The 22816-nt window shown below is 63.3% G+C and carries 18 protein-coding genes; 11 read left to right on the plus strand and 7 right to left on the minus strand.

The window, feature by feature from the left end:
* Nucleotides 1-1434: a cytochrome P450 gene (locus GTP27_RS03445; protein ID WP_161037796.1), complete on the plus strand. Its 1434-nt coding sequence runs from the start codon at nt 1-3 to the stop codon at nt 1432-1434.
* A 35-nt stretch (nt 1435-1469) separates the two neighbouring features.
* On the plus strand, nt 1470-1988 hold the full coding sequence (locus GTP27_RS03450) for a hypothetical protein (protein WP_161037797.1): 519 nt from the start codon (nt 1470-1472) through the stop codon (nt 1986-1988).
* A 63-nt stretch (nt 1989-2051) separates the two neighbouring features.
* Here GTP27_RS03450 and eda read toward each other — a convergent pair whose 3' ends face one another.
* Complete coding sequence (gene eda, locus GTP27_RS03455) at nt 2052-2681, minus strand: bifunctional 4-hydroxy-2-oxoglutarate aldolase/2-dehydro-3-deoxy-phosphogluconate aldolase (RefSeq protein ID WP_161037798.1); 630 nt, start codon at nt 2679-2681, stop codon at nt 2052-2054.
* Between the two features lie 2 nt (nt 2682-2683).
* Complete coding sequence (edd, locus tag GTP27_RS03460) at nt 2684-4606, minus strand: phosphogluconate dehydratase (protein WP_161037799.1); 1923 nt, start codon at nt 4604-4606, stop codon at nt 2684-2686.
* A 254-nt stretch (nt 4607-4860) separates the two neighbouring features.
* On the opposite strand from edd, the gene pgi reads away from it, so the two are divergent.
* The 9 genes from pgi (at nt 4861) to GTP27_RS03505 (ending at nt 18012) form a co-directional block, all read left to right on the plus strand.
* On the plus strand, nt 4861-6510 hold the full coding sequence (gene pgi, locus GTP27_RS03465) for a glucose-6-phosphate isomerase (protein ID WP_161037800.1): 1650 nt from the start codon (nt 4861-4863) through the stop codon (nt 6508-6510).
* Nucleotides 6507-7403: an SMP-30/gluconolactonase/LRE family protein gene (locus GTP27_RS03470; RefSeq protein ID WP_161037801.1), complete on the plus strand. Its 897-nt coding sequence runs from the start codon at nt 6507-6509 to the stop codon at nt 7401-7403. Before pgi ends, GTP27_RS03470 begins: the two co-directional genes overlap by 4 nt.
* 157 nt (nt 7404-7560) lie before the next feature.
* On the plus strand, nt 7561-9033 hold the full coding sequence (gene zwf / locus GTP27_RS03475) for a glucose-6-phosphate dehydrogenase (RefSeq protein WP_161037802.1): 1473 nt from the start codon (nt 7561-7563) through the stop codon (nt 9031-9033).
* A 6-nt stretch (nt 9034-9039) separates the two neighbouring features.
* The gene (locus tag GTP27_RS03480; protein WP_155433302.1) at nt 9040-9894 is read left to right on the plus strand and encodes an SIS domain-containing protein; all 855 of its coding nucleotides are present in this window, start codon (nt 9040-9042) and stop codon (nt 9892-9894) included.
* A gap of 132 nt (nt 9895-10026) precedes the next feature.
* Nucleotides 10027-10962: a transaldolase gene (gene tal / locus GTP27_RS03485; RefSeq protein ID WP_161037803.1), complete on the plus strand. Its 936-nt coding sequence runs from the start codon at nt 10027-10029 to the stop codon at nt 10960-10962.
* A 192-nt stretch (nt 10963-11154) separates the two neighbouring features.
* Nucleotides 11155-12357 (plus strand): efflux RND transporter periplasmic adaptor subunit, encoded by a 1203-nt coding sequence (locus GTP27_RS03490; RefSeq protein ID WP_161037804.1) that lies wholly within the window; start codon nt 11155-11157, stop codon nt 12355-12357.
* A gap of 12 nt (nt 12358-12369) precedes the next feature.
* A complete protein-coding gene (locus GTP27_RS03495; RefSeq protein WP_161037805.1) occupies nt 12370-15522 on the plus strand; it encodes an efflux RND transporter permease subunit in 3153 nt (1050 codons plus the stop codon).
* Nucleotides 15506-16939: an efflux transporter outer membrane subunit gene (locus GTP27_RS03500; RefSeq protein WP_161037806.1), complete on the plus strand. Its 1434-nt coding sequence runs from the start codon at nt 15506-15508 to the stop codon at nt 16937-16939. The genes GTP27_RS03495 and GTP27_RS03500 overlap by 17 nt, the downstream gene beginning before the upstream one ends.
* Entirely contained in the window at nt 16936-18012 is a 1077-nt protein-coding gene (locus GTP27_RS03505; protein WP_161037807.1) for a patatin-like phospholipase family protein, read from the plus strand. The genes GTP27_RS03500 and GTP27_RS03505 overlap by 4 nt, the downstream gene beginning before the upstream one ends.
* Before the next feature lie 44 nt (nt 18013-18056).
* On the opposite strand, the gene hemW is transcribed toward GTP27_RS03505, so the two are convergent.
* From hemW to GTP27_RS03530, 5 genes are all read right to left on the minus strand, one after another.
* The gene (gene hemW, locus GTP27_RS03510) at nt 18057-19340 is read right to left on the minus strand and encodes a radical SAM family heme chaperone HemW (RefSeq protein WP_161037808.1); all 1284 of its coding nucleotides are present in this window, start codon (nt 19338-19340) and stop codon (nt 18057-18059) included.
* Nucleotides 19337-19921 (minus strand): RdgB/HAM1 family non-canonical purine NTP pyrophosphatase, encoded by a 585-nt coding sequence (gene rdgB, locus GTP27_RS03515; RefSeq protein ID WP_161037809.1) that lies wholly within the window; start codon nt 19919-19921, stop codon nt 19337-19339. Before rdgB ends, hemW begins: the two co-directional genes overlap by 4 nt.
* A 114-nt stretch (nt 19922-20035) precedes the next feature.
* Entirely contained in the window at nt 20036-20770 is a 735-nt protein-coding gene (gene rph, locus GTP27_RS03520) for a ribonuclease PH (RefSeq protein WP_161037810.1), read from the minus strand.
* Between the two features lie 10 nt (nt 20771-20780).
* Nucleotides 20781-21719 carry a PP2C family protein-serine/threonine phosphatase gene (locus tag GTP27_RS03525; RefSeq protein WP_161037811.1) on the minus strand — a complete coding sequence of 313 codons (939 nt, stop codon included), beginning with the start codon at nt 21717-21719 and terminating at the stop codon, nt 20781-20783.
* A 17-nt stretch (nt 21720-21736) separates the two neighbouring features.
* Nucleotides 21737-22786 (minus strand): serine/threonine-protein kinase, encoded by a 1050-nt coding sequence (locus tag GTP27_RS03530; RefSeq protein WP_161037812.1) that lies wholly within the window; start codon nt 22784-22786, stop codon nt 21737-21739.
* Nucleotides 22787-22816: the final 30 nt, after the last annotated feature.

The raw sequence follows: 22816 nt of genomic DNA on the forward strand, positions 1-22816 counted from the left end.
ATGATCGAACAGGCAATCGGCAGCACTCCTATCTTACGCAGCATCGACCAGTTATCAGGCCCGCGGCCATGGCCAGTGGCCGGCAATCTGGGACAGATCCGTCCGGAACGTATCCATCGGCATGTAGAACGCTGGAGCCAGCAGTACGGCCCGATTTTCCGCATGCAGTTCGGCTCCACCCCCATCGTAGTACTGGCCGGGCATGAACTGGTCAATGCAGCCCTGCGCGACCGTCCCGACGGTTTCCGCCGTCCCGCCGTCACGGCGCAGGTATCGAACGAAATGGGCGGCCGCCCCGGCGTGTTTCTGGCCGAGGGCAGCGTCTGGCGCGACCAGCGCCGCATGGTGATGACGGCGCTGGCACCGCACGCCATCAAGGCCTATTTCCCGTCGCTGGTAAAAGTCGGACTGCGTCTGCGCAAGCACTGGCAGCAGGCGGCGCAGCAAGCCCGCGTGATCGATCTGTGCGAAGACCTGAAGCGCTACAGCGTCGACATCATTGCCGGCCTGGCCTTCGGCACCGAGGTCAACACCATCGATGGCGGCGAGGATGTGATCCAGCGCCACATGGATGTGATACTGCCCGAGGTAGCACGCCGCTCCGTCGCCCTGTTCCCCTACTGGCGCTACGTCAGACTGCCGCGCGACCGCCATCTCGACCGCAGCGTACAGGCCCTGAGCAGCGCCGTCGATGCGCTAATCGCCACGGCGCGCCAGCGTCTGCAGGACCAGCCGCAACGGCGCGAGCGCCCTGCCAATCTGCTCGAAGCCATGATCTGCGCCGCCGACGAAGGCGGCAGCGGGGTCGATGATATTGCCGTGGCGGGCAATGTGACCACCATGCTGCTGGCTGGCGAGGACACCACCAGCAATACGCTGGCGTGGATGCTGTACCTGCTGCAGCAGCATCCGGCGGCACTGGAACGGGCCCGTGCCGAAGTGCTGCGGGTGGCCCCCGATCCTGCCGCCTTCAGCATCGAGCAGATGGATGGCCTCGATTACCTCGATGCCTGCGCACAGGAAGCCATGCGGCTAAAACCTGTGGCGCCCTTCATTCCGCTCGAAGCGCTGCGCGACAGCGTGATCGGCGATGTGCAGATACCTAAAGGTGGCCTGATCTGGTGCGTGATGCGGCATGACAGCGTGAGCGAACAGCACGTCGCGCAGGCAGCCGCATTCGATCCCGAACGCTGGCTGCAGCAAGGCAGCGGCGCCATGAACAAGCAGCTGGCCATGCCGTTTGGTGCAGGTCTGCGCACCTGCCCCGGACGCTATCTGGCACTGCTCGAGATCAAGCTGGCCAGCGCCATGTTGCTAAGTAGTTTCGATATCACCATGCTGGGCACGGAAAACGGTGCCGAACCGGAGGAGCGCATGGCGTTCACCATGTCGCCCATCGGCCTGCGCATGACACTTCAGGCGCGCAGCGTATAGAATGACGCCCACTACGCATAGAAGTTGAGGAAGTCATGAAAATGTTGTCCCGCGCTGAAGCCAGCGTGACTGAAGAAATCCAGCGCCAGTTCCCGCAGTTGCAGCAGATTCGCGAACTGGCCGGCGATGGCGGCCTGCACGGCATGGCCATTTCCGTATTCGACCACTGGCTGGAAGATGAAAGCGAATGGCATCTGCTGGACTGCTACGAAGGCGCCGAGCGCGAACGGCGCAACCGTCTGTTCGAACGCCACTGGGCCGCGCTGTACGACCTCACGCCGCTCTATACGCTGCGCTACCGGGGCCGCTGGCCGGCCAAGGCCAAACTGGTCATCAAGCGCTACAACGACAAAGCGGGCTACCTGCGCCAGTGCCGCTACAGCGACTACGGCGTGCCCGCCCAGTTCATCATCATGCCGGAACTGGGCTGCATCTATGCCGCCGGCTGGGACGATACCAACATCCTGTACTACCGCGATGCCGCCCTCGCAGCACCGGTACTCAAACTCGCCACCGAAGCAGGCCTGCACTGCCTGCCGCAGCAGGCAATCTAAGCACCCATAAAAAAACGTGGTGTGCCGCCATAGCGGTCACACCACGTCCAAGGGAGACGGTACTTAGAGCGAACGCAGGCCGCTGGCAGCTTTGGCCAGATCGGTAATGCGCTGCCAGTCGCCAGCGGCGATGGCGTCTTTCGGCGTGAGCCACGAGCCGCCTACGCAAGCAACGTTTTTCAGCGCGAGGAATTGCGAGGCAGTGTCCTGCGAAATACCGCCGGTCGGGCAGAAGGTCACGTCTGGCAACGGGCCGCCGATGGCGTTGAGCATGCCTACACCGCCAGCCGGTACGGCCGGGAACAGTTTCAGCTGGCGGAAGCCCTGCTCGCGCGCTGCCATGATTTCCGAAGGCGTCATCACGCCCGGCAGCAGCGCCAGGCCGCTGCTCTTGGCTGCAGCGATCAGCGCTGGGGTCAGGCCCGGCGACACACCGAACACGGCACCGGCGTCACGCGCCGCAGCGAATTCGTCCGGCTGGGTCAGCGTGCCGACGCCAACGATGGCGCCTTCCACTGCCGACATGGCCTTGATGGCACCCAGGCCGTGCTTGGTACGCAGCGTTACTTCCAGCACGCGGATGCCGCCAGCGACCAGCGCACGTGCCAGCGGCACGGCGTGTTCAGGTTCGTCGATCGCGATCACGGGGATCACGGCGGAAGTGCGCATAATGTCGAGCAGAGTCATGGTCATGATCAGGCTTCTTTCTTCATCGAGAAATCTTCGTCGGAACCCGGTACGGTATTACCCACCGGATCTTGGTCGTGCAGGCCTACCGTGGTAGGAATCGGCGATGGCAGCGGGAAGGTGGTAGCACCCTTCTCGGCTTCGCATACGCTGTTGCGGAACATGGCGAACAGTTCGCGGCCCATGCCCACCTGATTCGGCGACAGATCAGCCGTGGCCATGGAGCGGGCATGCCAGACGGCGCTGTCGACCAGCGCTTCCAGCGTGCCGGTGCTGGCGCACAGGCGGATGATGTCGCCATCGCGCACCAGACCGAGCGGACCACCGGCCAGAATTTCCGGCGATACGTGTATCGCCGCCGGCACTTTGCCCGAAGCGCCGGACATCCGGCCGTCGGTCACCAGCGCCACATGGCGGCCGGCATCCTGCAGGTTGGCCAGTGCGGGCGTCAGCGCGTGCAGCTCCGGCATGCCATTGGCGCGCGGCCCCTGGAAGCGGATCACGGCCACAAAGTCGCGATCGAGTTTGCCGGCCTTGTAATCGGCCATAAAAGCTTCCTGCGAATTGAACACCAGTGCAGGCGCTTCTACCGTGCGGTGCTCCGGCTTCACTGCCGAGACTTTCATCACGGCGCGGCCCAGATTGCCCTTTACCAGTACCATGCCGCCGTCGGCCGAGAATGGCGCGCCAGCTTTGCGCAGCACTTTTTCGTCGCCCGATTCCAGCGGCGCGTCTTTCCACACCACGCCCTGGCCGTTCTCTCCGAGGAAAGGCTCGGCCGCGTGCGCGCGCAGGCCTTTGCCCAGTATGGTGGTAACGTCGTCATGCAGCAGACCAGCATCGAGCAGCTCGCGGATCACGAAGCCGGTACCGCCGGCGGCGTGGAAGTGGTTCACATCGGCGTCGCCGTTCGGGTAGATGCGGGTCAAGAGCGGCACCACGCGCGACAGCTCGTCGAAATCATTCCAGTCGATCACGATGCCGGCCGCCTTGGCAATGGCAACCAGGTGCAGCGTGTGGTTGGTGGAACCGCCCGTGGTCAGCAGAGCGACGATGGCGTTGACGATAGATTTTTCATCGACCACGTGGCCGACCGGCAGATATTCATCCGACTGCGCGGTGATGACGGCAGCGCGGCGCGCAGCGGCCTTGGTCAGTTCGTCGCGCAACGGGGTGTTGGGAGTAATGAAGGCGGCGCCCGGCAAATGCAGTCCCATCACTTCCATCAGCATCTGGTTGCTGTTGGCAGTGCCGTAGAAGGTGCAGGTACCGGCACCGTGGTAGGACTTGGCCTCGCCTTCGAGCAGCTCTTCGCGGCCCACTTTGCCTTGTGCGTACAACTGGCGCACTTTGGCTTTTTCCGAATTCGACAAGCCGGTGGTCATCGGGCCGGCCGGCACGAACACGGCTGGCAGGTGGCCGAAGTGCAGCGCGCCGATCAGCAGGCCCGGTACGATCTTGTCGCATACGCCCAGATACACAGCAGAGTCGAACATATTGTGCGACAGCGCGACGGCAGCGGCCATGGCAATGGCGTCGCGCGAGAACAGCGACAGTTCCATGCCGGGCTGGCCCTGCGTCACGCCGTCGCACATGGCCGGTGCGCCACCGGCAAACTGGGCCACCGCGCCCACTTCGCGCACGGCTTGCTTGATCAGTTGCGGATAGCCTTCGAACGGCTGGTGCGCCGACAGCATATCGTTGTAGGAAGAGATGATGGCGACAGAAGGCTTCTTCACTTCCTTCAGCACCAGCTTGTCGTTAGCAGGAAAAGCGGCAAAGCCGTGCGCCAGATTGGTACACGACAGCGCGCCGCGCTGTACGCCTTTGATACGGGCTGCTTCGAGGTGGGCCAGATACGCGCCACGCGACGGTTTGCTGCGTTCGATGATGCGCGCGGTGACGCTTTCCAGGACTGGATGCAAGGCCATGATCGTTCCTTATGAATTAACTGCGTGAAATTTTACTACAAATTTCCGTATCAGCCAGCCTTTTATTTACCCTATCGGTGCGCCAGCAGGCCAAAAAGCGACGTTTTATCACGCTAGTGGTGACCGGCGCGGACTAAAACACCCCTGCTCCGGCAGGAAAATCGCAAGCCAGACAAGTAAACGTAGTGAATTTACCTGTTTTTCCTGTATGATATTCCGCATCCCCTCCATCAGCACTCACAACGCCGACTATTATGCGCCTGCCAGCTCTGACCTCTACCGCCAATTTTCTAGCCCTCGCCAGCCACGCCACTACCGCCCGCACATGGCAGATGCGCCAGCTGTTTGCCGCTGACGCCCAGCGCTTCCCGAAACTGACGGTGGATGCCGCCGGCCTGTTCCTCGACTACTCCAAGAACCGCCTCGATAGCCGCACGGTCGGGCTGCTGCTAGATCTGGCACGCGAGCGCGGCGTGGAAAGCCTGCGCGACGCCATGTTCGCCGGCGAGAAAATCAATCTTACCGAACAACGCGCCGTGCTGCACACGGCCCTGCGTATGCCGCGCGGCAAAGCGCTGGTGGTGGACGGCCAGGATATCGGCCATGACGTGCACGCCGTACTGGACCAGATCAAGGACTTTACCGACCGCGTACGCAGCGGCGCCTGGCTGGGCTACACGGGCAAACCGATTACCGACGTGGTAAATATCGGCATCGGCGGTTCCGACCTGGGCCCGAAAATGGCCGTGCTGGCACTGCGCTCCTACAGCCACCCGCGCCTGAAAATGCACTTCGTCTCCAATGTCGACGGTCACGATATGGATGCAGCACTGGCGCAGGTGAATCCGGAAACCACGCTGTTCATCGTCGCCTCGAAGACCTTTACTACCGCCGAGACCATGCTCAATGCAGGCACGGCACGCCACTGGTTCCTGCAGTCGGCCACAGAAGCGGATCTGCCGCGCCACTTCGTGGCTGTCTCCACCAATCAGCAGGCGGTGGCTGCCTTCGGCATCGACACCGCCAATATGTTCCCGTTCTGGGACTGGGTGGGCGGCCGCTATTCGGTGTGGTCGGCCATCGGCCTGTCGCTGGCACTGGCCGTGGGCTTCGGCTACTTCACCGACTTCCTCGCTGGCGCGCACGCCATGGACGAGCATTTCCGCACCGCCCCGCTGGAGCAGAACATGCCGGTACTGCTGGCCATGGTGGGCTTCTGGAACCGCCAGTTCCTCGACGCCGGCTCGCTTTCCATCGCGCCCTATCATCAGGATCTGAGCCGCTTCCCGGCCTACCTGCAGCAGCTCGACATGGAGAGCAACGGCAAGCGCGTCACCCGTAGCGGCGCCGTGGTCGATACGCCTACCTGCCCGGTAGTCTGGGGCGAGTGCGGCACCAACGCGCAGCACGCCTACTTCCAGCTGCTGCATCAGGGTACCGACGTCACGCCTATCGACTTCATCGCCACCCTGCGCGCCACCCACGATCTGGCCGGCCACCATGACGCCCTGCTGGCCAATTGCTTCGCCCAGTCGGAAGCCTTTATGAAAGGTAAAACCGAAGAGGAAGCACGGGCCGATCTGCAGGCGCTCAAACTGAGCGAAGAGGAAATCGCTACCCTGCTGCCGCACAAGATCTTCCCCGGCAACCGCCCGTCCAACACCATCCTGATGGACCAGCTCAATCCGTCCGCACTGGGTGCACTGATCGCCCTGTACGAGCACAAAACCTTGGTGCAAGGCGCCATCTGGGACGTCAACAGCTTCGACCAGTGGGGTGTAGAACTGGGCAAGGTACTGGCCAAAAATATTCAGGCCGAACTGACCGGCAGCGTACAACCGGAGCGTCACGACAGCTCCACCAACGGCCTGATCGTCATGGCCAAGGCAGCACAGCACCTATGATGACTAGCGAAATCAGCGTCGCCTACGACGCCGTCATGCAGACCGGCGAGTGCCCGCTGTGGCACCCGCAGGAACAGGCCGTGTACTGGGTCGACATTCCCGCCTTCACCGTGCACCGGCTCGATCCTGCTACGGGCGCGCACCGCGCATGGAAGCTCGACAGCGAACCGGCCACGCTGGCGCTGTGCCAGCGTGGCGGCCTGATCGTGGCCATGCGCAGCGGCTTTGCCCACCTCGACACAGCCAGCGCCGAAGTGCGCCTGACGCCGATTGCAGCAGCGCCTTACGACACCCGCATCGCCCGCTTCAACGACGGCCATGTCGATGGCGCGGGCCGCTTCTGGGTAGGCACCATCTACGAGCCGCGCGACAAGCCGGCCGCGGAAATGTATGTGCTGGAAAAAGGCGCGCTACGTCTGGCATGGTCGGGCGGCGTAACCAATTCCAACGGCCTCGGTTTCAGCCCCGACTACCGCAGCCTGTACCACGCCGATACCAGCGCCCACCGCGTATCGCGCTACGACTTCAATCTGCAAAGCGGCACCGTGAGCAACCAGCGCACGCTGATGCAGTTCTCGGCCGATAAAGCCAATAATTACGGCGGCCGCCCCGATGGTGCGGCGGTCGATAGCGCAGGCAATTACTGGGTTGCCATGTTCGAAGGCGCGCGTCTGGTCAAACTGTCGCCGGAAGGTACGCTGCTAGGCGAACTGGCGCTGCCGGTGCGCTGCCCCACCATGCTGGCTTTCGGCGATGCCGACCTGCGCACGCTGTACATCACCAGCGCCGGCGCCCGCCCTGCGGACGAACTGGCGGCCTATCCGCTCAGCGGCAAACTGCTGCGCGTACGGGTGGATGTGGCAGGCCGCACGGAAGTACCGTATTTGGAATAAACTTTGTCATCCTGACCGACGGTAGCAGCCGGGCGTGGGCCATAAGCCTCAGCTCCGGCACTTTGTAGTAAATTTTCTTGCAACTCAACAATTCGTGTAGTAAATTTACACCTGCAGTCCTTTCTTTGCACTCTACTTACTGCGAATTCACACTATTATGGCTCTTACCGATTTTGACCTGGTTCTGTTTGGCGGCAGCGGCGATCTGGCGATGCGCAAATTGCTGCCTGCGATGTTTGCCCGCGATGTGGCCAACGATCTGCCGGCTTCGGCCCGGATTATCTGCGTGGGCCGCGCCGACGCCAGTCAGGAAGAATTCCTGCACACCATAGAAACCACGTCGAAACCCCATATCAAGGCGAGCACGGTGTCGGCTGCGGCATGGGCCAAGTTCACCGCGCGCATTACCTACGTGTCGCTCAACGCCACCGATGCCGGCACCTACCACACGCTGGTGGAAGCGCTGCGCAAGGACGACGCGATCACCAAGGTCTATTATCTGGCTACGCCGCCGGCGATCTTCTCGCAGATTTGCGAGAACCTGAAGTCCAACGGTCTGGTCACGCAGAATTCGCGCGTGGTACTGGAAAAACCGCTGGGTCGCGATCTGGCTTCGGCCAAACAGATCAACGCCGAAGTGGGCAAGGTGTTCGAAGAATCGCAGATCTACCGTATCGACCACTATCTGGGCAAAGAAACGGTACAGAATCTGCTGGCTCTGCGCTTCGGTAACATCCTGTTCGAGCCGCTGTGGCGCCGTGAATGGATTTCCGACGTGCAGATCACCATCGCCGAAAAACTCGGCGTAGGCAACCGCCTCGGCTACTACGACACCTCGGGCGCGCTGCGCGACATGCTGCAGAACCACCTGCTGCAGCTGCTGTGTATCGTGGCGATGGAACCGCCTACCTCGATCGCGCCGGACGCCGTGCGCGACGCCAAGCTGCACGTGCTGCGCTCGCTGAAAAAATTCACCCCCACCACGCTGGCCCAGAACATCGTGCGCGGCCAGTACCGCGCCGGCCATGTGGATGGCAAGGCTGTGCCGAGCTACCGCGACGAACCGGATGCGCCGGAACACTCGCGCACCGAGACCTTCGTCGCCATGAAGGCAGAAATCGATACGTGGCGCTGGGCCGGTGTGCCGTTCTACCTGCGTACCGGTAAGCGCATGGCCGACAGTCTGGCCGAAATCGTGGTGCGTTTCAAACAGATTCCTCACTCGATCTTCGCTCAGCCCACCAACAGCTTCCAGCCCAATTCGCTGGTGATCCGCCTGCAGCCGGACGAAGGCCTGCGCATGAACCTGATGGCCAAGACACCGGGCGACGGCATGCGTCTGAAACAGGCCGAACTGGAACTGGACTTCCGCGAATCGTTCAAATCCCCGCGTATGGATGCTTACGAGCGCCTGCTGCTGGACGTGCTGCGCGGCCAGCTGACCCTGTTCATGCGCGGCGACGAACTGGAAGCGGCATGGGAATGGGTCGAGCCTATTCTCAACAACTGGGAATCGGACGACAGCTTCCCGCTGCCCTATGCTTCCGGTACCTGGGGCCCTGCGGCCGCTTCGGCCCTGATCGGCCGCGACGGCCTGCAATGGCGCGAAGAAGTTCTGCCGGAAGATTAAGGTTCTATGCTGCTCGATTCGATCCGCACCCAGCTCGACTCGCTCTCCAAATCGGAGCGCAAGGTGGCGCTGGCCGTGCTTGACAACCCCGGCCAGACGGTCAGCCAGAACATCACTGCGCTGGCCAAAAGCGCGCAGGTGTCGGAACCCACCGTGGTGCGCTTCTGCCGCACTCTGGGTTACGACGGCTGGCACGAGTTCAAGCTGAAACTGGCGCAGGGGCTGGCACTGGCCCTGCCCGGACTGAACGAGCAGCCGACCCAGGATGATCTGGCGGCTGATCTGGTCAACAAGATCTGCAGCCGCTCCATCAACACCCTGCTCGATCTGCGCAACAACCTCGATCCGGAAGCGATCCAGAAGGCGCTCGACATTCTGTCCAAAGCCAACAAGATCGAATTCTACGGTCAGGGTACCTCCGGCATCGTGGCCACCGACGCCCAGCACAAGTTCTTCCGCTCGGGCGTGCCGACGGTGGCCTATGCCGACCCGCACATCCACAGTATCGCGGCCGCGCTGTTGCGCACTGGCGACGCGGTAGTGGCGATCTCCCAGCGCGGCAACAGCCCGTCGCTGGTGCGCTCCATCAAACTGGCGCGCCGTGGCGGCGCCGATGTGATCGTGCTGGCCCCTTCGGGCACGCCGCTGGCCGATCTGGCCACGGTGCTGATTCCTATCGATCTGATTTTCAACATCGACCCCTACACGCCGATTTCGGCCCGTCTGGCCTATCTGGTGGTGATCGACGTGCTGGCCGTTGGACTGGCGCTGCAGCGCGGACCGGACTTCCGCAAAAAAATGCAGAACGCCCAGAAAGCCTTGCAGGAATTCGACCTGCAGTTCGACTCCTTCATCCGCTGACGTTGCAAGAACGGCAAACTGGCGTTTATTGTATGGCGATATAGCGACTATATCGCCATGCTTGCTTTGCGCAAGCTGTTAGCTTGAGTACAATAAGACGACTTATTGTCCTTACACTGAATGGCAGCGCACATGAACCAGCTCGAACAGCTCAAGAAATTCACCACCGTGGTAGCCGATACGGGCGACTTCCAGTCGATACAGGCTTACACCCCGCGCGACGCCACCACCAATCCGTCGCTGATCCTGAAGGCGGTGCAGAAAGAAGAGTATCAGCCACTGCTGGAAAAAGCCGTGCGCGACAACCTCGATAACTCCATCACCACCACCATCGATCACCTGCTCATCGCTTTCGGCAAGCAGATACTGCGTACCATACCGGGCCGCGTGTCGACCGAAATCGATGCCCGCCTGTCGTTCGACACGGAAGGCTCGGTAGCCAAGGCGCGTGAACTGATCGAACTGTATCGCCAGGCCGGCATCGACCGCGAGCGCGTGCTGATCAAGATGGCTGCCACCTGGGAAGGCATACGCGCTGCCGAGATTCTGGAAAAAGAAGGCATACGCTGCAACATGACGCTGCTGTTCTCGCTCACTCAGGCGATTGCCTGCGCCGAAGCGGGCGCCCAGCTGATTTCGCCATTCGTCGGCCGCATCTACGACTGGTACAAGAAATCCACCGGCATCGAATATATCGCAGCGGAAGATCCGGGCGTGGCTTCCGTCAAGCGCATCTTCAACTACTACCGCAAGTTCGGCTACAAGACCGAAGTGATGGGCGCCAGCTTCCGCAACGTAGGCCAGATTCTGGAACTGGCCGGCTGCGACCTGCTCACCATCAGCCCTGAACTGCTGCAGCAGCTGCAGGACAGCGAAGGTCTGGTCGAGCGCAAGCTGAGCAGCGAAGCCGCCTCCACCACCGGCATGATGAAACTGGCGCAGGATGAAAAAACCTTCCGCTTCCAGCTCAACGAAGACGCCATGGCGACGGAAAAACTGGCCGAAGGTATCCGTGCCTTCTGCGCCGATTCCGGCAAGCTGAAACAGATCATTTCGGGCATGCGTTAAGCCGCCGCAGCGGAACCACTGCTCGGCACATGGGAGGCGGGCAACAGCACATGCTGTTGCCCGCCTCTTTTTTAATATTGCCATATACAAAACGTTACATAAACGTCTGTATTACAATGCAGCGATCCTCGCCAGCTGCCCAGTCTGGCGGAGCACTTCATCTACTTTCAGTTTCGACTACGAGAACCACATATGCGACCTGCGTCCCGTTACTTCCTGCTTGCCGGCAGCGCTATCAGCCTGTCGCTGCTGGCCGCCTGCGGCGAAAAAGCTGCAGCCCCTGCCGCCCCGCCGCCTGCCAGCGTGGCTGTTATCACTGTCGCCCCGGGCAGCGTCACCATCAGCAGCGAGCTGCCGGGCCGCACCGAAGCCTCGCGCGTAGCGCAGGTACGAGCCCGTACTGCCGGCATTGTGCTGCAGCGCGTGTATAAGGAAGGCAGCGAAGTCAAAGCCGGCGATGTGCTGTTCCGTATCGATCCGGCCCAGTTCCAGGCCAGCTTCGACAGCACGCAGGCCGCCGTCGCCAAGGCCGAAGCCAATCTGGCGCAGGCCGAACTCAAAGTAAAGCGCTACAAGCCGCTGCTGGCCGCACAGGCCGTGAGCCAGCAGGAATACGATGACGCCGTGACGGCACAGAAGCAGGCCAGCGCCGATCTGGCCACCGCCAAGGCAGCCCGCACCAACGCCAGCCTGACGCTGGGCTATTCCACCGTTACGGCGCCGATTGCGGGCCGCATCAGCCGCGCACTGGTCACCGAAGGGGCGCTGGTGGGTCAGGGGGAAGCCACGCCTATGGCCACCGTGCAGACGCTCGATCCTATCTACGTCACCATCACCCAGTCCTCGGCCGAACTGCTGGCGCTGCAAAAGGCACTGGCCAGCGGCCAGCTGAAAAGCGCCGGCAGCGGTGCGGCCCGCGTCACCCTGCTGACGGAAGATGGCCAGCCCTACCCGCAGGCAGGCAAGCTGCTGTTCTCCGATGTGTCGGTGGATGAAAGCACCGGCACCGTGGCCATGCGCGCCGAGTTCCCCAATCCGCAGCGTACCTTGCTGCCGGGCATGTATGTGCGCGCCCGCCTCGAACAGGGCGTCAACGGCGCTGCCATCAGTGTGCCGCAGCAGGCCGTGATACGGGGACCGGAAGGTTCCTCCGTGCTGGTAGTCGGTGCCGACAACAAGGTACAGTCGCAGCCGGTAACGGCCAGTGCTGCCGATGGCCAGAACTGGGTGGTCAGCAGCGGCCTGAAAGGGGGCGAGCGCATCATCGTGGAGGGCTTCCAGAAAGCCAAGCCGGGCGCCACCGTCAAGCCATCGCCATGGCAGGGCGCAGCGCCCAGCGGCACGAATGCCGGCGCGCCTGCCGCTGCCGCCGCAACTGCCAGCGCAGCGAAATAAGCGGGAGTCCTGATGGCCAAGTTCTTCATCGACCGGCCCGTGTTTGCATGGGTCATCGCACTGTTCATCCTGCTGGGCGGGATGCTGGCGATTACCGTGCTGCCCGTGTCGCAATACCCGACGATCGCTCCGCCTTCCATCGTCATCACCGCCAACTATCCGGGCGCCACGGCGCAGGTGCTGGACGACGCTGTCACCAGCGTGATCGAGCAGGAAATGAACGGCGCCGATGGCATGCAGTACATCGAGTCCTCCAGCGAAGCCAGCGGTGCTGTCACCATCACCGTGACTTTCCAGCCCGGCACCAATCCCGAGCTGGCCGCAGTGGATGTGCAGAACCGCATCAAGCGGGTGGAATCGCGCCTGCCAGCGGCCGTGACGCAGCAGGGTGTGCAGGTCAACAAGGCCCGTTCCAACATTCTGATGTTCGTCGGCCTGACCTCCACCGATGGCCGGCTCGATCCGACCGCGCTGGGCGACTACATGGCGCGTAACGTGGTCAATGAAATCAAGCGCATCCCTGGCGTCGGTCAGGCCCAGCTGTTCGGCACCGAACGGGCCATGCGCATCTGGATCGATCCCGCCAAGCTGGTAGGGCTGAAGCTGACCATGGCCGATGTCACGGCAGCCATCCGCGCCCAGAATGCGCAGGTCACCTCCGGCACGCTGGGCGACCTGCCCAGCCCCGCTGCGCAGACCATCTCCGCCCCCATCGTCGTCTCCGGCCAGCTCACCTCCGCCGCCGAATTCGGCCAGATCGTGCTGCGCTCCCAGTCCAATGGCGCGCTGGTGCGCTTGAAAGATGTGGCCCGTATCGAAATGGGCGGCGCCAGCTTCAGCATCAACGCCCGCCTGAGCGGCGCGCCGTTCTCGGCCATCGCCGTACAGCTCTCGCTGACGGGTAACGCGCTGCAGACCGCCACCGCCGTGCGCGCCAAGATGGAAGAACTGTCGAAGTACTTCCCGCCCGGCGTGAAGTATGCAGTTCCTTACGATACCTCGCTGTTCGTCAAGATCTCCATCGAGGAAGTGGTCAAGACTCTGCTCGAGGCCGTGGTGCTGGTGTTCCTCGTGATGTATCTGTTCCTGCAGAACTTCCGCTACACCCTGATCCCCACCATCGTGGTGCCGGTGGCGCTGATGGGTACTTTCGCTGCCATGCAGCTGTTCGGTTTCTCCATCAACGTGCTGACCATGTTCGGCATGGTGCTGGCCATCGGTATTCTGGTCGATGATGCCATCGTCGTGGTGGAAAACGTCGAACGCATCATGAGCGAGGAAGGCCTGTCGCCGCGCGATGCGACGCGCAAAGCCATGGGCCAGATTACCGGCGCCATCATCGGCATTACGCTGGTGCTGATCGCCGTGTTCATACCCATGGCCTTCTTCGGCGGCGCCGTGGGTGCGATCTACCGCCAGTTCTCGCTGGCCATGGTGTCGGCCATGCTGTTCTCGGCGCTGATGGCGCTGACGCTAACGCCAGCCCTGTGCGCCACCATCCTCAAGCCGGTACAGGCTGGCCACCATCACGAGAAGCGCGGCTTCTTCGGCTGGTTCAACCGCCTGTTTGCCCGCAGCGCCACACGCTATCAGGGCGTGATCGCGCACATGCTGCAACGTACCGGCCGCTACCTGATCATCTTCGCCCTGCTGTGCGGCGTAGTGGGCTGGCTGTACGCGCGCCTGCCTTCATCCTTCCTGCCCAACGAAGATCAGGGCTATCTGATCGCCAACGTGCAGCTGCCGCCGGGCGCGTCCACCAGCCGCACCCAGGCCGTGCTGGCCAAAGTGGATAGCTACTTCCGCCAGCAGCCGGGCGTGGCGCGCACCATCGCCGTCGCCGGTTTCAGCTTCTCCGGCAACGGCCAGAATGCCGGTCTGGTATTCGTGCCGCTCAAGGACTGGAGCGAGCGCGGTCCGGATCAGTCGGCGCAGGCCATCGCCCAGCGCGCCTTCGGCGCACTGTCCGGCATTGCCGATGCCGTGGTCTTCCCGCTCAGCCCGCCGCCTATCCGCGAACTGGGCAACGCCACCGGCATTACCGCGCGCCTGCAGGATCGCAGCGCGCAAGGCCACGCTGCCCTGCTGGCGGCACGCAACCAGCTGCTTGGTCTGGCCGCCAAAAGCCCGATACTGAAAGGCTTGCGCCCCGAAGGTCTGGAAGATGCGCCCCAGCTGCAGGTCGACATCGACCGCGAAAAAGCCTATGCGCTGGGCGTCAGCTTCGCCGATATCAACAGCATGCTATCCGGCGCGCTGGGTTCGTCCTACGTCAACGACTTTGCCAGCAGCGGCCGCCAGCAGCGCGTGATCGTGCAGGCCGACGCGCCGCGCCGCCTGCAGCCGCAGGACATCCTGCAGCTGCATGTACGTAGTGCCAGCGGCACCATGGTGCCCTTCGCCTCGTTCGCTACCTCGCACTGGATACAGGGACCGGTACAGCTGGTGCGCTACAACGGCTATCCGGCCATCAAGCTGACGGGCGATGCCGCACCGGGCCGCTCGACCGGCGAAGCCATGGATGAACTGCTGCGCCTGGCCGACCAGCTGCCGCCGGGCTTCAGCATCGAGTGGACCGGCCAGTCGCTGGAAGAGAAAACGTCCGGCTCGCAGGCACCGGCGCTATTCGCCCTGTCGCTGCTGGCGGCCTTCCTCGTACTGGCAGCGCTGTATGAAAGCGAAACCATACCCGTGGCCGTACTGCTGGTAGTGCCGCTGGGCGTACTCGGAGCGCTGCTGGGTGCTACGCTGCGCGGCCTGCCCAACGATGTGTATTTCAAGGTCGGCCTGATTGCGATTATCGGCCTGTCGGCCAAGAACGCGATTCTGATTATCGAATTCGCCAAAGACCTGCAAGCGCAGGGCAAAGGCCTGCTTGAAGCCACGCTGGAAGCGGTGCACCTGCGCTTCCGCCCCATCATCATGACCTCGCTGGCCTTTATCCTCGGCGTGCTGCCGCTGGTAATCGCCAGTGGCGCCGGCTCCGCCAGCCAGCGTGCCATCGGCACCGGCGTCATGGGCGGGATGATTACCGCCACCGTGCTGGCCGTATTCCTCGTGCCGGTATTCTTCGTGGTGATCCGCCGTATCTTCAAGGGCAGCGAACGCCAGCGCAAACTGGCCGCACATGAACTGAACGACAAGAACCATGAAACCATTGATTAAAACGGCTCCTACCCTGCTGGCGGCAACGCTGCTGTCGGCCTGCTCGCTGGCGCCCACCTATCAGCGCCCCGCCGCACCCATCGCCGCGGCCTATGCGCAGGATACGGCCGGCAGCGCCGCGCGCACCAGCGTAGCGCTGGCGGCTGGCGGCGCCGCTGTCGTCGATACCGGCTGGCGCAGCTTCTTCACCGACACCCAGCTGCAGCAGCTGATCGCCGCTGCACTGGAAAACAACCGCGACCTGCGCACCGCCGTGCTGCGCATCGACGAAGCGCGCGCTCTGTACGATGTGCAGTCGGCCGATCGCTTGCCTAATCTGAGTGCCAGCGCCAGCGTGGCGCGCGCCAAGACACCGGCCTTCCTGTCCTCCAGCGGCCACAGCACCATAGGCAAACGCTACGATGCGGGACTGGCGATTTCAGCTTTCGAGCTGGACTTCTTTGGCCGCGTAAAAAGCCTGAGCGATGCGGCGCTGGCCAGCTATCTGGCCACAGAAGAAGCCCGTCAGGCTGCGCAAATCAGTCTGGTGGCGCAGGTGGCGCAGGCCTATTACACGGAACGCGCCTATGCCGAACAACTGGCGCTGGCGCAGCAGACCTATGCGGCGCGCAACCGCACCTACCAGCTCACCCAGCAGCGCGCCGAAGTTGGCGCTTCGTCGCGGCTCGATCTGCGCTCGGCTGAGACGCTGATGGAAACGGCGCGCGCGGCCGCCCTGTCGCTGGCACGCCAGCGCGCGCAGGCGGAAAACGCGCTGACACTGCTGGTGGGCCAGAGCCTGCCCGCCAGCAGCGGTGCCCTGCCCGACCAGCGCCAGCTCGACGCCATGAGCGCGCTGCCGGCCGGCCTGCCATCCGAACTGCTGACGCGCCGTCCCGATATCCGCGCGGCCGAACAGCGCCTGAAAGCGGCCACCGCCAGCATCGGTGCAGCGCGCGCAGCCTTCTTCCCCCGCATCAGCCTGACCACCACGCTGGGCGCCAGCAGTCCCACGCTGGGCGGGCTGTTCGATAGCGGCTCCGGCAGCTGGTCGTTTGCGCCGCAGTTGTCGCTGCCCATCTTCGATGCGGGCCGCAACCGCGCCAATCTGAGTCTGGCCGAAACGCGCCAGAATATCGCCGTGGCCGACTACGAAAAAACCATCCAGACGGCCTTCCGCGAAGTGGCCGATGCGCTGGCAGCACGCGACTATCTGGGCGAACAGGTGCAGGCGCAGAGCAGCATCGTCGAGGCCCAGGCCGACCGCCTCAAGCTGCTGCAATTGCGCTTCGAGCAGGGCATCGCCAGCAGCCTTGATGTGCTTGACGCCCAGCGTGAACTGTTCAGCGCCCAGCAGACGCTGGTGCAGGTGCGCCAGCAGCGCAGCGGCAACGCGGTAGACCTGTATCGTGCACTGGGTGGCGGCTTGCAGCCATGACCTCGTCGATTACCATCCGCCTTGGCAAGCGGGCCCGCGCCCGCATTGCCGCCGAAGGCATGCAGGCAGCCGATATCGCCATCATTCCTGCCGCGGCGGGCGGCCCCAAAGGGCTGATCCTCAATGGCCTCGACATCTGGGCCTTTGGCGAATGGCTGAAAAATGCGCCGCGCCAGCGCCGTCTGATCGGCGCTTCGATAGGCGCCTGGCGCATGGCCGCAGCGGCATTCGAGGATCCGGTGGCCGCCCACAAGCGGCTGGCGCAGCTGTACTCGGCCCAGCAATATCCCGACAAAGTGCAAGCAGCGCAGGTAACGGCCACCTGCCGCACCCTGCTCGACGAACTGCTCGATGGCAAAGGCGCCGAGGTGCTCAACCATCCCCGGCACCATCTGTCCGTGCTCACCGTGCGCGGCGTGGGTGCGCTGGGCCGCAGCGACGGCCAGCGCTGGCGCGAAATGGCGGGCTTTATCGGCGCCGCTGCCGGCAATCTGCTGGCGCGCAGCCAACTGGCCCGAGCCATGGAGCGGGTGGTGTTTCACCATGCCGATGATCAGGCGGCGTGGCTGCGCACCGGCTTCGACGCCTTCAATGCCCACTTCGTCGGCCTGAGCGAGGCCAATCTGCGCGATGCCCTGCTGGCTTCGGGTTCTATCCCGCTGGTGCTACAGGCCGTCAACGATATCGCCGGTGCGCCGCAGGGCCCGTACTGGGATGGCGGCCTGATCGACTACCACCTGCACCTGCCTTACCAGCGCGACGAAGGACTGGTGCTGTACCCGCACTTTAGCGACTATATCGTGCCGGGCTGGCTCGATAAAAGCCTGCCATGGCGGCGCGCCCGCGACGCGGCACTGGACAACGTGATTCTGGTTTCGCCTTCGGCAGAATTTGTCGCCCATCTGCCCAACAGCAAGCTGCCCGACCGTGCCGACTTCAAAGCCTATGGCCAGAACCACGGCCTGCGCATGCGCGACTGGCGCCGCGCCATCGGCGAGAGCGAGCGCATGGCGGAAGACTTCGCCCGCTGGTGCGAGCGCCCCGATCTGAAGCTGGCTGCCAGCTTCGAATAAGCTTGCGCCGGCCGGGCCGCTGGCCCGGCCCCTAAGCCCGCCGCTCAGGTGGTGAGGAACATCTCCTGCAGATCATTGAGGAAGCGCTGCCCCAGTTCGGTCGGACGGATGATCTGGTGATCGCGGTACAGCAGCCCTTTGGCTTCGGCCGCATTGAGCTGGCGTTCGATGGCATTGAGCGCCATGCCGGTGCGTTCCATGAACAGGCGCGGATCGAAGCCACCGCACAGGCGCAGGGTGTTGAGCATGAATTCGAAGCCCATTTCGTCGCGGCCGATCTCGCGCTCTTCCTGCACCGCTGCGCCCAGCGCCACCTGCTCCATATAGGCCTTGGGCTGCTTGTAGCGGGCCTGACGCAGTATGCGGTGCGGGAAGGACAGCTTGGAATGGGCGCCCGCACCTATGCCCAGATAGTCGCCGAACTCCCAGTAATTGAGATTGTGGCGCGCGCGCCGCCCCGCTCTGGCATAGGCCGACACTTCGTAGTGCTGGTAGCCATTCGCCGCCGTCAGTTCGGCGATCATATCCTGCATGTCGGCACTGGCATCGTCATCCGGCAGGGACGGCGGATACTTGGCAAACAGGGTATTCGGCTCCATCGTCAGATGGTAGAGCGACAGATGCGGCGGCTGGTAGGACAGCGCCGTCTCGATATCGCGCTGGGCTTCTTCCAGCGTCTGCGAGGGCAGCGCATACATCAGATCGAGATTGAAGTTGTCGAAATTGGCCACAGCGATATCCACCGCGCGGCGCGCTTCGCCGTCGTCATGAATACGGCCCAGCGCCTTCAGGTGACGGTCACTAAAACTCTGGATGCCGATCGACAGCCGGTTCACCCCGCTGGCACGATAGGACTTGAACTTCTCCGCCTCGAAGGTGCCGGGATTGGCTTCCATGGTGATCTCGACATCGCTATCGAGCGGCAGCAGGGTACGCACGTCCGACAGCAGACGGTCCAGCCCCGCCGCCGACAGCAGGCTAGGCGTGCCGCCGCCGATGAAGATGGTGTAGATCTTGCGCCCCCAGATCAGCGGCAGCGCCATTTCCAGATCGGTGCGCAGGGCGTCCAGATATTCCTGCTCGGGAAAGCCTGCCTGATGGCCGCCATCTTTGGCTTCATGCGAATTGAAGTCGCAATACGGGCACTTCTTCACGCACCAAGGGAAATGGATGTACAGCGACAGCGGCGGCAGCGCCGTCAAATTCAGCGTGCCGCCGGCCAGATATTTCGCCGCCACACCCGCCACATCGCTATGGCTGGCCGGTGCGCCGGGCTGGCTGGCCGATTTGCCTGCGGCGTTGGCCCCCACTACTTTAATCGGAATCATTTGAGCTTCTCGACCAGTGCGCGCAGGGCCTGACCACGGTGCGACAGACGGTTCTTATCTTCCGCCGCCAGCTCGGCCACGCATTTGCCCAGTGCCGGAATGAAGAAATGCGGATCATAGCCAAAACCGCCTTCCCCGCGCGCCTCGGCGATGATTTCGCCATTCCAGCGGCCATCGGCGATCACCGGCTGCGGGTCATCGGCATGGCGCACGAACACCAGCACGCAGTAGTAGTAAGCGGATTTGTCGGCATGCGGGGCCAGATCGGCGATCAGCTTGGCGCTGTTGCGCGCATCCGATTTCGGCTCGCCCGCATAGCGCGCCGAATATACGCCGGGAGCGCCACCGAGTGCGTTGACGCACACGCCGGAATCGTCGGCCAGTGCAGGCAGACCGGTCAGACGCGCAGCGTGACGCGCCTTCTGCAGAGCGTTTTCCACGAAGGTGTGGAAAGGCTCGTCCGCTTCCGGCACGTCGTACTCGCCCTGCGCGCGGACCTCGTAGCCCACGGTGGACAGCAGTTGATTAAATTCTTTGAGTTTGCCCGCGTTATTCGAGGCGAGGATCAGGCGTTGGGTCATGATGTCGGCTGCAAGTGCGCTGTCGCGCTATAAAAAAGCATGGAAGCCGACATTGTAAACCGTTTGGCTGCCGCCGCTGCAGGGACAGCTGCAGCAGCCCGGTGCAGCGCAGGCTCAGGCTGTCAGGCCCAGTGCCTGCTTTTGCAATTTAATCAAGTCGGCAATCCCTGCCTGCGCCAGATCAAGCAGACGGTTCATGCCGGCGCGGTCAAACGCCGCGCCCTCGGCCGTACCCTGCACTTCGATGAAGTGGCCGGCATCGTTCATCACCACATTCATGTCGGTATCGCAGCCGGAATCTTCGACATAGTCCAGATCAAGCACCGGCATGCCCTGATACACGCCCACCGAAATCGCCGCCACAAAACTCTTGAGCGGAATCGCCGGCACGGCGCCGCTGGCGACCAGCTTGGAAAAAGCGTCGTAGGCCGCCACCATGGCGCCCGTGATGGAAGCGGTGCGGGTGCCGCCATCGGCCTGGATGACGTCGCAATCGAGGTGCAGGGTGCGCTCGCCGAAAGCTTCCAGATCGAACGCTGCGCGCAGCGAGCGGCCGATCAGGCGCTGGATTTCCTGGGTGCGGCCGGACTGCTTGCCGCGCGCCGCTTCGCGGTCCATGCGGCTGTGGGTGGAACGGGGCAGCATGCCGTATTCGGCCGTCATCCAGCCCTGTCCTTTACCCTTGAGGAAGCCCGGCACTTTCTCTTCGATGCTGGCGGTGCAGATCACCTTGGTGTCGCCGCATTCGATCAGCACGGAACCTTCCGCATGCTTGGTGTAGTTGCGCGTCAGGCGCAGGGTACGCAGCGCATCGACAGCGCGGCCACTAGGACGGGAGACAAAAGTCATACTGGTTTCCTTATTTGAGTAATTGCGAAGATTTTGCGATCGCCCCGCGTATTTCGGCAATGGCTTTTTCGATTTCAGCCTCGTCGAACAGGTCGGCATTCTGTCCGCCACTGCTACGCGCGATGGTGCTGCTGTGGTCCTGCTGCGTCAGTGCTGCGGTCGAGATCATGCTCGATAGCTCGTCGGCCATTTTGCCCTGCTGCCCGGCCACCGTACTACCCTGCCACGCGATGGCCAGCGCGGTCACGTTATCGCTGCGGCGTCCGGCAGCGGCCAGCGCTGCCTGCAGCATGGCCGGCACCGCCCGCACCACCGGCTGACGCTGCACGCTCAGGGCGATTTCATGGTCCGGCAGCATAGACCACAAACCGTCCGAACACAACAACAGCACATCGCCATCCTGCAGCACGCCCTGCCCCAGCGCCACGCGCGGCAGGCTGTCCGCGCCCAGGCAGTTATACAGCTTGTTGCGGTCGGGATGGGTATGGCGCTGTTCGGGCGCTATCCGCCCTTGGGCGATCAGGTTTTCCACATGCGAGTGGTCGCGCGTGCGCGCCAGCACCTGTCCGCCGCGCAGCCAGTACAGGCGAGAATCGCCGCAGTGAGCCCACACGGCCGTGTTGTGCTGCACCAGCGCCGCCACGATGGTGGTGCGCGGGGTGGTGCTCAGCCCCTTCACCTGGCGGTGCCGGTGCAGGGTTTCGTGCGCCGCCAGTATGGCCTGCTGCAGAAACTGTTCGGGCTTTTTCACGTAGGGCGCGGCCTGCTGCTGGAATAGCAGGGAGATGGTCTGCAGCGCCACCGTGGCGGCCACTTCGCCGTGGGCATGGCCGCCCATGCCATCGGCCAGCACCAGCAGCAGCGCATCGCGCGTGTAGCTATACCCCATGCGGTCCTGATTGCTCTGGCGTGCGCCGATATGGCTTTGCTGATAGACGGAGAATTGCATGCTGGCGCGCTCCGTGGCTACTGGCGGGTGTGCGGCGCTTCGCCTTGCGCGGAGGCTGGCGCAGCGGGAGCATGGCCATGACGCCCGCCGGCCCAGCCGCGCACACTGGCCGCCAGCCTTGCCAAGAAACCGGCCGGTGCCGCTGGCGCGGCGCTAGCCTGCGCCGGCGTGGCGGGGGTGGCAACGGCGGTCGCCATCAGCACCTTCTGCAGCGCAAACAGGCTTTGTGGCCGGTCCAGCGGCTCGGGCGCCAGACACCATGCAACCAGTTTCAGTAATTCGGCCGGATACTGGCCCTGCAGCTGCACGAAATGGGCTGCCATCTTGTCCTCGTTGCGGCGCTGGTCGGCCGGCTGGGGCGGCGCGCCCACCATGCAGGCAAACATGGTCGCGCCCAGACTGTAGATATCCGACCATGGCCCCAGCCCGCCCCCCCGGTCATACAGCTCGGGCGCCGCATAGCCGGGCGTGTACATGGGCGTTAGCGTCGGCAGATCCTGCTTCAGCGTCTGGCGCGCCGCGCCGAAATCGAGCAGCATGGGCGTGCCGTCCGTGCGCAGATAGATATTCGCCGGCTTCAGATCAAGATGCAGCAGCTTGTTGGCGTGCACCTCGCGCAAGCCCTTGATTACTTGCAGAAAAATAGTCCGGATAAAGGCAACGCCCACCTTGCTGCCGCGCTGGCGCTGACGGGCGATGTAGTCCTGCAGGGTGTCGCCCGATTCATAGGTCATAACCATATAAACGGTTTCGTTGGCGCGGAAGAAGTTACGCACGCTCACCACATTCGGGTGGGAGATCCGCGCCAGCGCACGGCCCTCCTCGAAAAAGCATTTGAGGCCGATGCGGAAAGCCGGCAGATGGGCCGGCGCCACCGTCGGCGCCAGTGCGCCGGGCAGGCGCTGCACCAGCGCGGCCGGCAAATACTCCTTGATGGCCACCGCCGCGCCCTCGCTATCGTAAGCAAGGTAAACAATACTGAACCCACCTGACGCAATTTTCTTTACAATGCGATATCCAGCAATTTCCAGACCATCGGGAAGGGGGGCGTTGTTTTGTGCTGCCATGGGACTCCTCGCCTGTACCCGCCGATTGTG

This window comes from Duganella qianjiadongensis, from assembly GCF_009857915.1.
In the GTDB taxonomy this organism is placed as follows: domain Bacteria; phylum Pseudomonadota; class Gammaproteobacteria; order Burkholderiales; family Burkholderiaceae_D; genus Rugamonas; species Rugamonas qianjiadongensis.